Source organism: Arthrobacter sp. A2-55 (genome assembly GCF_025548615.1).
GTDB classification, from domain to species: domain Bacteria; phylum Actinomycetota; class Actinomycetes; order Actinomycetales; family Micrococcaceae; genus Specibacter; species Specibacter silviterrae.
The window spans coordinates 1-11,305 of the sequence record NZ_JAJLOZ010000011.1 but is presented as its reverse complement, the minus strand read 5'-3'; the positions used below and the strand labels follow the sequence as shown (position 1 = coordinate 11,305).

The 11,305-nt window shown below is 67.9% G+C and carries 9 protein-coding genes; 3 read left to right on the top strand and 6 right to left on the bottom strand.

What is annotated here, in order from left to right; translation table 11 throughout:
* Positions 1–128: 128 nt before the first annotated feature.
* Positions 129–2,327 (top strand): S9 family peptidase, encoded by a 2,199-nt coding sequence (locus tag LPN03_RS04995; protein ID WP_262453351.1) that lies wholly within the window; start codon positions 129–131, stop codon positions 2,325–2,327.
* 6 nt (positions 2,328–2,333) lie between these two features.
* Here LPN03_RS04995 and LPN03_RS04990 read toward each other — a convergent pair whose 3' ends face one another.
* Genes LPN03_RS04990 through pta form a run of 3 tightly spaced genes read right to left on the bottom strand, consistent with a single transcriptional unit; the run spans position 2,334 to position 6,169 of the window.
* Complete coding sequence (locus LPN03_RS04990; protein ID WP_262453350.1) at positions 2,334–2,897, bottom strand: GNAT family N-acetyltransferase; 564 nt, start codon at positions 2,895–2,897, stop codon at positions 2,334–2,336.
* A 9-nt stretch (positions 2,898–2,906) separates the two neighbouring features.
* Positions 2,907–4,049 (bottom strand): acetate/propionate family kinase, encoded by a 1,143-nt coding sequence (locus tag LPN03_RS04985; RefSeq protein ID WP_165182033.1) that lies wholly within the window; start codon positions 4,047–4,049, stop codon positions 2,907–2,909.
* Positions 4,049–6,169 (bottom strand): phosphate acetyltransferase, encoded by a 2,121-nt coding sequence (gene pta, locus LPN03_RS04980; RefSeq protein WP_262453349.1) that lies wholly within the window; start codon positions 6,167–6,169, stop codon positions 4,049–4,051. The genes LPN03_RS04985 and pta overlap by 1 nt, the downstream gene beginning before the upstream one ends.
* 128 nt (positions 6,170–6,297) lie before the next feature.
* Between pta and LPN03_RS04975 the strand changes: the two genes are divergently transcribed.
* On the top strand, positions 6,298–7,002 hold the full coding sequence (locus LPN03_RS04975; RefSeq protein ID WP_262453348.1) for a nicotinamide mononucleotide transporter: 705 nt from the start codon (positions 6,298–6,300) through the stop codon (positions 7,000–7,002).
* Between the two features lie 131 nt (positions 7,003–7,133).
* Positions 7,134–8,021: a serine protein kinase RIO gene (locus LPN03_RS04970; RefSeq protein ID WP_262453347.1), complete on the top strand. Its 888-nt coding sequence runs from the start codon at positions 7,134–7,136 to the stop codon at positions 8,019–8,021.
* Positions 8,022–8,034: 13 nt separating this feature from the next.
* Here LPN03_RS04970 and LPN03_RS04965 read toward each other — a convergent pair whose 3' ends face one another.
* The 3 genes from LPN03_RS04965 to LPN03_RS04955 all read right to left on the bottom strand — a co-directional run bounded on the left by LPN03_RS04965 (position 8,035) and on the right by LPN03_RS04955 (position 11,218).
* Positions 8,035–8,340 (bottom strand): hypothetical protein, encoded by a 306-nt coding sequence (locus tag LPN03_RS04965; RefSeq protein WP_262453346.1) that lies wholly within the window; start codon positions 8,338–8,340, stop codon positions 8,035–8,037.
* A 10-nt stretch (positions 8,341–8,350) separates the two neighbouring features.
* Entirely contained in the window at positions 8,351–10,006 is a 1,656-nt protein-coding gene (locus LPN03_RS04960; protein ID WP_262453345.1) for an ATP-binding cassette domain-containing protein, read from the bottom strand.
* 195 nt (positions 10,007–10,201) lie between these two features.
* Positions 10,202–11,218 (bottom strand): NAD-dependent epimerase/dehydratase family protein, encoded by a 1,017-nt coding sequence (locus LPN03_RS04955; protein ID WP_262453344.1) that lies wholly within the window; start codon positions 11,216–11,218, stop codon positions 10,202–10,204.
* Between the last annotated feature and the right edge of the window lie 87 nt (positions 11,219–11,305).

Here is an 11,305-nt window from a genome sequence, read left to right as displayed (position 1 = left end):
GACCCGGCCGCCAAATTACCGACCGTTCGTTCTATAAATATTCCATGTGATGGGGCGCACGGTCAACCCGCGCTCCGCTGTGGGCATACACCCGTGCCGCGCCGGGCAGTGGTCTATACAGTGGATCCATGACCCTTCCCGATGCCGCAGCCACCCCGTCCGCAACCGAAGCTGCCGCAGCTCCCGTCGCCAAAAGGGTGCCGGTGGAGCGCACCCACCACGGCGACACCTTCACGGACAATTACGAGTGGCTGCGCGAGAAGGACAACCCGGAAGTGGTGGCGCACCTCAACGCGGAGCAGGCATTCACCGACGCCGTCACGGCCGGCCAGGAACAGCTGCGCACGGACATCTTCAACGAGATCAAGAACCGCACCCAGGAAACGGACCTGTCCGTGCCGAGCCGCAAGGACGGCTGGTGGTACTACGCCCGCATGGTGGAGGGCAGCGCCTACTCGATCCAGTGCCGGGTGAAGGCCAGCGGCGACGGCAGTGCCGTCGAGGACTGGACGCCGCCCGTGGTGGAGCCCGGCGTGGACGTCCCGGGCGAGGCCATCCTGCTCGACGGCAACGCCGAGGCCGAGGGGCAGCCGTTCTTCTCGCTGGGCGGTGCCGCCGTGACCCGTGACGGAAATTTGTACGCTTTTGCCGTGGACAACGCCGGCGACGAGCTGTTCACCGTCCGGATCAAGGACCTGCGCACCGGCGAGCTGCTGCCGGACACCATCGACAAGGCGTTTTACGGCCTGGCCTTCTCCCCCGACGGCACCACGCTCTTCTACATGGTGGCCGACGACTCCTGGCGCCCCTACCAGGTGAAAACCCACGTCCTGGGCACGCCGGTCTCCGAAGACAAGGTCCTGTACCAGGAGGACGACGTCGCCATGTGGACGGGGTTCGGCCTCTCCGCCGACCGCCGCCACCTGGCCGTGAGCATCGGCTGCTCCGAGTTCAGCGAAACCCGCCTGCTGGACTTCGCCGCCCCCGAAAAGGGCCTGCAGACGCTCATCCCGCGCAGCGAGCACGTCCTGTACGACGCCGAACCGTTCCTGTGGGAGGGTGTCGAAAAGGTCCTGCTGACCCATGACCGCGACGCCGCCAATTCCATGATTTCCCTGGTGGACGCCGCGGAGTTCGCCAAGCCCCTGGCGGATCAGGACTGGACCACCGTCATTGCCCATGACGAGACCGTGCGCATCAACGGCGCCACCGTCACAGCCACCCACATGGTGGTGTCGCTGCGCCAGGACACCATTGAGCGCGTCCAGGTGACCCGCCTGGACGGACTGGGAACCGCGGCCCAGGCGGCCGGCGTCGAGCCTGTCTTTGAGGAGGAACTGTATACGGCCTCGATGGGCGGGAGCGAGTTTGAGTCCCCCGTGATCCGGCTGGTCTACACCTCCGATTTCACGCCGCCGCGCGTTTACGACTATGTGTTGCCGGTGGGCACGGCGGGCGGCGAACTGCTGCTGCGCAAGGAAACCCCCGTGCTGGGCGGTTACCGGCCCGAAAATTATGTGGCCACGCGCGAGTGGGCCGTGGCCGGCGACGGCACGCGGGTGCCGCTGTCCGTGCTGCGGCGCGCAGACCTGGCCCGGGACGGGTCAAACGCCGGCGTGGTGTACGGCTACGGTTCCTACGAAGTCAGCATGGACCCCGGCTTTGGCGTGCCCCGGCTGTCCCTTCTGGACCGCGGCGTGGTCTTTGTCATTGCGCACGTGCGCGGCGGCGGCGAGATGGGCAGGCACTGGTACGAGGACGGCAAGAAGCTGAACAAGAAGAACACCTTCACCGACTTCGTGGCGGCCACGGACTGGCTGGCGGGATCCGGCTGGGTGGACCCGGCACGGATCGGTGCCATGGGCGGCTCGGCCGGCGGGCTGCTGATGGGCGCCGTGGCGAACCTGGCCCCGGAGAAGTACGCGGCCATCGTGGCGCAGGTGCCGTTCGTGGACGCCCTGACCACCATCCTGGACCCGGAGCTGCCGCTGTCCGCCCTGGAATGGGAGGAATGGGGCAACCCCATCACGGACCCGGAGGTGTACAAGTACATGAAGGGGTACACCCCATATGAGAACGTGCGCCCAGTGGCCTACCCGAAGATTGCCGCCGTGACGAGCTTCAACGACACCCGGGTGCTGTACGTGGAGCCGGCCAAGTGGGTCCAGGAACTGCGTTCCACTTCCACGGGGACCGAGCCCATTGTGCTCAAGATCGAGATGGACGGCGGCCACGGCGGCGCGTCCGGCCGGTACGAGGGCTGGAAGACGCGCGCCTGGGACTACGCATTCCTGGCCGACGCGATCGGGGCCACGGAGCTGCGGTAACCCGCCCTACGACCGCACCACGGAGTAAATGGCCTCGGACGTCCATTCGCCCTTGAGGTACATGTTGTCGCGCAGCACGCCCTCCCGGCGCATGCCGAGCCGCTCGCAAATGGCAGCGGATGCGGAATTGCGGGCGTCCAGGCGGGCCTCGACGCGGTGGAATCCCAGCGTGTCCATGGCCAGGTCCAGCACGGCCCGGGCACCCTCCGTGGCGTAGCCCTGCCCCCTCGCCTCGGGTGCCAGCGTCCAGCCGATTTCCCCCAACAGTTCCGGCCCCACGCCGTTGTCCGGCTTGCCGCCGGAGTTCCATTTCAGCGCCAGCTCCCCCAACAGGCCCGGCTGCCCCGCGCGTTCCACGGCAAAGGTGGCCCAGTCCCCCGGACCGGCAAACGGGTCCTCGATGTACTTGGCAATGCGCGCCATGCACTGCACATAGCTGCGCGGCCCGCCCAGGAGGTAGCGGGCGGTCTCGGGCAGGCGCTGGTAGGCGTAGTAGGGCTCCAGGTCGGCCGGCGTGAATTGGCGCAGGACCAGGCGTTCGGTGGTGAGCGGGTACGGAATTTCAACCATGCAAAGAGCCTACCGCTGCTCCGTTCCGAGCACGACGGCGGCCGTCGCCTCCGCGATGGCGCGCTCCTCATCCGTGGGGACCACCAGGACGGGGAAAGCCGATTCGGGGGTGCTGACCACCCGCGGCGAGCCGGACCGCTCAAGGTTGGCAACGGCGTCGAGCTTCAGGCCCAAGGCGCCCAGCCGGTCCACCACCAGGGCACGGAACGCCGCCGAGTTCTCGCCAATCCCGGCCGTAAACACCAGCGCCTGCGCGCCGCCCACGGCAACATGGTAGCCGCCAATGTACTTCGCCAGCCGGTAGGAGGTGATGTCCAGGGCCAGCCGGGCGTGCGCATCCCCGGCCTCGGCAGCCTCCACGATGGCCCGCATGTCGTTGTTGCCGGCCAGCGCCTTGAGCCCGGAATCGCGGTTGAGCAGGGTGTCAATCTCATCGGCAGACAGGCCCTGGCGCTGCAGGAAAATCAGGATGGACGGGTCCAGGTCGCCGCTGCGCGTGCCCATCACCAGCCCTTCGAGGGGCGTGAATCCCATTGAGGTGTCCACGCTGGCCCCGCCCCGGACGGCGGTCAGCGAGACCCCGTTGCCCAGGTGGGCCACCACAGCATTGAAGTCCGGGACCGGAATGCCCAGCAGCTCCGCGGCCCGGCCCATGACAAATTCGTGCGAGGTTCCATGGAAGCCGTACCGCCGGATCCCGTACTGCCGGTAGAGCGAGTCCGGCACGGCGTAGCGCCACGCGTACTCGGGCAGGGTCCGGTGAAACGCGGTGTCAAAGACGGCCACCTGGGGCAGCGCCGGCCACTTCGCCGTGATGGCGCGGATGCCCAGCACGTTGGCCGGGTTGTGCAGTGGCGCCAGCGGGTTCAGCCGCTCAATGGACCGGGTGATTTCATTGTTGATGAGCACAGGCTCGCTGAATCGCTCCCCGCCGTGCACCACCCGATGGCCGACGGCGTCCAGCGGCTTCTGCGCCAGGATTCCTTCCAGCCCCGCCGCCACCTGGTCCATGGCCACGCCGTGGTTGGCGGGGCCGCCGCCACCCTCGCCGATGCGCTCGATCAGCCCGCTCGCCTGGATCTCATCGGTGGTGGTGTCACGCACCTGGTACTTGAGGGAGGACGAGCCGGAATTGATGACGAGCACGCGCATTAGGGTTCCTTGCGTTCGGTGGTTTCGGTGCGTTCGGTGGTTGGGCTTGCCGAAACCTGGGCCTGGATGGCGGTGATGGCCACCGTGTTCACAATGTCCTCCACGGTGCAGCCGCGGGAGAGGTCGTTGATGGGCTTGTTCAGCCCCTGCAGCACGGGCCCCACGGCAACGGCGCCGGAGGACTGTTGCACTGCCTTGTACGTGTTGTTGCCCGTGTTCAGGTCCGGGAAAATGAACACGGTTGCCTGCCCGGCCACCTCCGACGCCGGCATCTTGGAGGCGGCAATCGAGGCGTCCACGGCGGCGTCGTACTGGATGGGGCCCTCCACGGCCAGGTCGGGACGGGCGCTGCGCACCAGCTCGGTGGCGCGGCGCACCTGCTCGACGGCCGATCCGGCACCGGAGCCCCCCGTGGAGTACGAGAGCATGGCGATGCGCGGCTCCACCCCAAACTGTGCGGCAGTTGCCGCCGAGGCAATGGCAATGTCCGCCAGCTGTTCCTCATTGGGTTCGGGGTTCACCGCGCAGTCGCCGTAGACCAGCACCCGGTCCGCCAGCAGCATCAGGAACACGGAGGAGACAATGCTGACGCCGGGGCGGGTCTTCACAAATTCCAGCGCCGGCCGGATGGTGTTGGCCGTGGTGTGGGCGGCGCCGGAGACCATGCCGTCCACTTCGCCCCGCTGGACCATCATGGTGCCAAAGTAGGAGCCGTCCGCCATGACTTCCCGGGCACGGGCCAGGTCCACGCCCTTGTGCGCCCGCAGGCGCTGGTACTCCACGGCAAACTCCTCGCGCAGCGGTGACGTTTCCGGGTCCACCACGGCAATGCCGCCCAATTCCACGCCGTGGGCCGCGGCGAGCTCCTCGATGGCTGACCTCTTGCCCAGCAGCGTCAGCTCGCAGACATCGCGGCGGAACAGGATCTCCCCTGCCCTGAGCACGCGGACATCACCGCCTTCAGGCAGCACAATGTGCTTGCGTTCGCTGCGGGCCCGCTCAATGAGCTCGTGCAGGAACCGCAGGGGTGTCATGGTGGCCGGCCGCGGCAGGGAGACACGCTCCAAAAGTTCGGCCTCGTCCACGTTGCGGGCCCAGGCGCCCATGGCGGCGGCAACCTTGCGGCGCTGGCCGGAGTGGATCTCGCTGCGCACCCCGCTGACGGTGCGGGCGGTGCTGTACGTGTCGTCGTCGTGCGCGAAAACAGGGAACGGGGCATGGGCCAGGAAAGGCAGCACGTGCGGGTCCGGGGGAAGCCCGCCGGTGAGGATCATGCCGCTTGGGACAGGAAATTCAGGGGAGAAGGCGGAGGCCAGGGACGCCACCATGACGTCAGCCCGGTCCCCCGGGACAATCACCAGGTCGTTGGGCTCCAGCAGGTTCAGGAAATTCCCCACTGTCATGGCGGCCACCTTGATGGCGTGCACGTCCCGCTCCAGCTCGGAACTCCCGGCAATCTGGCGCAGGCCCAGGTTGGCGGCCACCTCCGCCACGGTGGGACGGGAAATCTCCTCGATCTCGGGAATGACGTAAACGGGGCGGTGGCTGGCCCCGGGGCGCACGGCGGCCTTGATGGCCTCCACTTTGTCCGGTTCAGCCCGGTTGACCATCATGGCCAGCAGCGAACAGTTTTCGGCGACCAGTTCCTTGCGGGCCACATCCACGGCGTCGGCAGTCTCCTCCGCCGTCAGCCCGCGGGCACCAATCACGGCCAGGACAGGCAGGCCCAGGTTGTTTGCCAGGCGGGCGTTGAGGTCAAATTCGACGGCGGCGTCCTGGCCGGTGAGGTCCGTGCCCTCAACGATGACCACGTCGGCGTTCTTGGCGATCTGGCTGTAAATTTCCACGCAGCGGGCGTCAATTTCCTCGCGGCGGCCGGCCGCCAACAGCGCCCGGGCCTCTGCGCCGGTCATGGCGCTGCGGCACACGCCGGCGTCGAGCTTGTACATGCGGCGCAGCAGCGCCACCGTGGGGTCCGCTTCGGCGTCGGGGGCCGAGGTGATGGGGCGGAAGAAGCCGATCCTGTCCGCATGCCGGTGCAGGGCATCGGCCAGGCCCAGCGACACAAGTGTCTTGCCGGATCCGGGTGTGGTGGCACTGACATATATTCCACGGGCCATGGCTGTGAACCGCCTTTCGAGCGTCTGATTCCATCCAAGCACGGTGCGCACCGCTGCGGGCCATATTGCGGCAGGGATCACCGTGGGGACCTCGCCGGAAGTCGCCGGAGCCCACATAGAGTGGGGTGATGGATATCCTGTTCGGCCCCATTTTCAACCCGCTGCAGGCATTTTCCTTGGTGCTGAAAATCCTCGGGGTACTCATTATGTGCGCGTCAGTGGCATTTTTGGCGCGGCGCAACGAGGTGGGTTGGTGGCTCGCCATGGGATCATTTGCGCTGGAAATTCCGGGGGCAATGCTCACGCTGCCCTATGCCCTCTTTGGCTCTGCCCCGGAGCTGCTCGCCTATGGCGTATCGGTGTCCCTGACATCGCTGGTGGGCGTTGGCGCCAGCATTTACGGGCTGTCCCGGTTCTGGCGGGCACCCGCCAATGGGCCCCTGGTCCGCAGAATCGCGTTGCGGACTTTCCGCCCCCGTGATCTGGTGGCGCCCGCACTTGTCGCGCTGCTGTACGCCGTCTGCTACGTCCTTCCGCTGGTGGTGCTGGAGCGGGTTCTGGCGGCGTCCCGCAGCCTGGCCGGCCTCCCCTTGGCGCAGCTCCTGCTCTCCGGGTTCTGCATCGGGCTCCTTGTGGGCGGCCTCGCGGGGCTGGCGCGGCGCTCGCGCTGGGCGTGGTTGCTGGTCGCGGTGTCGTCCCTCGTCTCACTGCTGGGAGTTGCAGCAGCTACGCAGGGCTCCGTGCTGGTTTTTCTCTTCATGGCCCAGGCCGTGCTGGCCTTGTATGGCTTTGTGGTGTGGGGGCGGTTCCGGGCCGTGTCAGGAAGTCGTTGACAGGACCGGCTGTGCCGTGGTCAGATGGCCGTGGAATATTCGAATCGACTCCAAGGAGGACCCAATGATTGCTCGCGCAGCCTTCCGCGCCCAAAACATTCGCTTGTCCTTCCACAGGAGTCGATTCACCCATGAAGTATTCTGCTGACCAACAGCACTTCGAAAAAACCTCAAACACCACCCGTCGGCGTTCCCGCGAAGCCATGCTCCGCGCCTCAAACTGGAACGTCCTGGACGATTCCCTCGCCGACAACCAGCGCTGGTCCACCTGGCCCGGTTTGGAAAAACTTATGCGGGGCCCGCAGCCCTACCCGGACTGGCTCATCGAGGATGCCGCCGCCGTCGACACCGAGCTGGGCGTCCTGAAAACGGGCAAGGAGGCGGACGTCTTTCTTGTCGAACGCGCCGCGGATTCCCGGGGCGTGCTTTTGGCGGCCAAACGCTACCGCTCCGCCGAGCAAAGGCTATTTCGCCGCGCCGATGCCTACACCGAGGGCAGGTCCGTGCGGCGCTCACGGGACGCCCGGGCCCTCAAAACCGGCAGCAGCTATGGCCGTGAGGTGGAGGCGGGCCGCTGGGCCGACGCCGAGTGGAGCTACCTTCGCATGGCCTTCGAAGCTGGCATAGCTGTGCCATATCCGGTCCAGATTTGCGGCACGGAGATCATGATGGAGTTCATCGAGGACCCGGAAAATCCGGTGGTGGGAGCACCGCGCCTGCAGTCTGTCAATCCCGGTCCGGAACGTTTGCAGTCCTACTGGGAGCAGTTGGTGGTCGCCATGACGGCATTTGCCCGGATGGGCTTTGCCCACGGCGACCTGTCCCCCTACAACCTGCTGGCCGCAGGCGACCGCCTGGTGGTCATCGACCTGCCGCAGCTGGTGGACCTGGCCGGCAACCTGCAGGGCGCTGAGCTGCTGGCCCGGGACTGCCGCAACATGTGCGCCTGGTTCACCTCCCGCGGGCTGGAGGTCGACGACGGCGAACTGCTGGGTGGGCTGCTCGCTTCCGCCTGGTGAGGGCGTTTTCGAATCAGTCGGAACCCGGGGCCGACCGGATCTTCCCGGGGCCGAACGGCAGCCAGGGTGCCGAATACACCAGCGGCGCCGACGCTCCGGGCTCCGCCACGAATTCCACCTCGCCAAACTTCCAGAGCCTGTTGAACAGGAAGATTGTGACGACGGCGGCACCGTCCCCGGGTACTTTCCAGTTCCGGGTGCCCCACTGGGCGGGCTGCCCCACGCCATTGACGACGACGGTCGGCTTGGGCCCCAGCCCGTGCCAGGGTTTGCGCAGGGTCAGCTGGAATCGGCGGGTGGTTCCTGTTCGTTCGATCACACACCCCAGCCTATAGAGGGGTTGGCCGCTGCAGCTCCCACTCCCGGTCCGGCTTCAATTCCCTGAGGAAGGCGCTGTCATGGCTGGAAACAACCAGTGCACCCTGGAAGTCGGCCAGTGCGGAGACCAGTTGCTCGATGGAGGCCAGGTCCAGGTTGTTCGTGGGCTCGTCCAGAAACAACAATTGCGGGACCGGCTGCGCCAGCAGGATCCTGGCCAGGGCCACTCGGAAGCGTTCGCCCCCGGACAGCTCCCCCACGGCCTGGTCCACCAGCGTGCCGCGGAAGTGAAAGCGCGCCAGCTGCTCGCGAACCACCCCCAGCGCGGCGCCCGGGGCCGCGGCCCGCACATTTTCAATGACTGAAAGCGAGTCGTCGAGCCCCTCCCACCTGTCATCCTCCACACCAATGCGCTGGCGCAAATACCCCACCGGCACGGAGGCATGGGGGCGGAGGGCGTCCAGCAGCGTCGTCTTGCCCACACCGTTGGGCCCCGTCAGCGCCACCCTCTCCGGCCCCCGAAGCGTGAGGCGGGCCTGGGGCGCAAGGGGCGTGCCGCCGTCGTACATCTCGCCGAGGGCAACCGCGGCGGCGGGCGCGTCCAGCACCGTCCGGCCCACAGGCACCGCGGTTCCCGGCAGCCCGATCCTGATGCGGGAATCGGGCTGGAGGGCGTCGCGGGCGGCAGCGAGCGCCGCTGCGGCGTCGGATTCGCGGCTGCCCATGGTGCCGCGCAGCTTGCCGGCCGACTCCTGGGCACGCTTGCGCAGCTCGTTGGCAAGGATTTTGGGCATGGACTCGGCCGCCTTTCGGCCCTGCCGGGCGCTGCGGGCAATCTTGGTCTCGGCCTCAATGCGCTGGCGCTTTTCCAGTGCGAACCGGGCGCCGGCGTCTCGGACCATGCGCTCGGCGGTTTCCTGCTCCGCCCCGCGCTGCGCCGCGTACGCGTCCCAGTTGCCGCCGTGCCTGATGAGCTGCACCCGCTCCCCCGACCACGCGCGGCTGCGGACGGGCCGGAGCTCGGCGATGGCGTCCACGCGCTGCAGCAGTTCCCTGTCATGCGTGGCCACGAGCAGGGTACCGCGCCAATTTTCCACCGCCTGGTAGAGCCGGTGGCGGGCGGCACGGTCCAGGTTGTTTGTTGGTTCGTCCAGGAGGGTGATGGGCCGGGCGGCAAGCTCAAGCCCTGCGAGCGCGGCGATCATGGCCTCGCCGCCGGACAGCGTGCCCACGGTGTGGTCCAGGAATTCCGGGCCCGACGCAGGGAGGCCGTAGCCGGCCAGCAGCGCAACGGCGCGTTCCTCAATGTCCCAGTCGTCCCCCACCACCTCCAGGTTCCAGGCCATGCCCTCCACCCGTCCGGCCAGCACAGCGGCCAGGGCGCGGCGCTTGTCGGCCAGGCCCAGCAGCTCGGCCACGGGCTGGTCCGTGCGCAGCGTCAGCTTTTGGGGCAGGTAACTGACGGCCGACGACGTTTCCACCGTGCCGCCGTCGGCCGCCAGTTCCCTGGCGATCAGGCGCAGGAGGGCGGTTTTGCCTGTCCCGTTGGGGCCGACCAGGCCGGTGCGGCCTTCCGTGAAAGTGGTGGTGAGGTCGGTGAAGACCGGGGTGCCGTCGGGCCAGGAAAAAGTGGCGTGGGACAGCGTAATGGGGTGGGTGTTCTGCATGGTTCTCCCTGGGCATGGATGCGCCGGAAGCCGCACGCTTTCCTGTGGCAGGGGCGTGCGTCGCTGCGGCGCGGATTAGGCGAAGGCGACCATGATCTTCAAGGGAGTTTCCTCACGGAGGGGATAAGAACTTTTCCAGTGTTGCACGGGGCGGGCAGGAGTTGTCAAGGGCCTTCAATCGATTCATGCAACGCCTCAGCTCCCGGGGGCAGGCCTGCGGCGCGCAATGAGCTCCGCTTCGCCCTCCCCGCTCAGCCCCGAGGAAAGCTGGCGCCCGGCCCACGGCTCCTCCGCTGAAATGATGTCCCGGAACATCTCCACGAGGGGCCTGCGCACCAGCCCCATGTCCAGCGCCCGGGCGTCCGATCGCCGGGCGAATCCCGCGTAGTCGTCAACCGAGGGGAGCACCAGCGGAAGGGACCGCGGCCCGCTCCAGGGGGAGACGCCGTCGTCCGCCATGGCGGAGAGCCGGTACGGAACGATCTGCGGGTTGGTGTTGGCCGCCTCGCGCGCCGCGATGAGCGCATCGGTCAGCGGCACCGAAGCCCCCACTGCGTTGACCGGGCCCGTCCGCCCGGCCAGCCCGGCATGAAGCAGGAAGGCCGCCAGGTCCCGGACGTCGACGAGCTGGACGTGCTGCCGGTACCCGCCGCCGTCCTGGTACGGCGCCAGGACCGGCTCACGGCGGTCCGCCACACGCAGCGGCCAGTAGCTGCTGCGCGCGGTGGGGTCCCCCGGACCGCCGACCAGCCCGGGCCGGACCAGCAGCGCGTTGCCGCCGCGATTTGCCGTGGTCAATTGCTCGCACCCCGACTTGGCCTCGCCGTACAGTTCGGGGGCGTACGCCTCTCCGGGCTGGAGCGGGGCGAGCAAGGGGGCGTCCTCCCGCTGCCCAGGGGCGGACTGGTCCGCATACACCGAGCAGGACGACACGAAAACCCAGTTGCGGGTGCGGGGTGAAAGCGCTTCAAGGGCGCCCCGGGCATGGGCGGGAACCCGGGTCAGTTCCACCGCCAGGTCCCACTTCTGCGCGGCCACGTGCCGGTAGGCATCAGGCTTGTCCCTGTCAACCACGACGGCGGCGGCCCCTTCCGGGAAAGCGCCGGCTTCCCCGCGGGCCAGGCAGGTGACGTGGTGGCCGGCGTCCACGGCCAGCCGGGCGATGGTGCTGCCCAGCCATGCCGTGCCGCCGAGGATCAGGATGTTTGCCATGCTGTCCACCCAACCCTGCGCCGGTTTTGCCTGCAAGGGATTTCACGCTCAGCGCAGGTGAGGGAGGGATTGGGAAAAGTGCCCGGA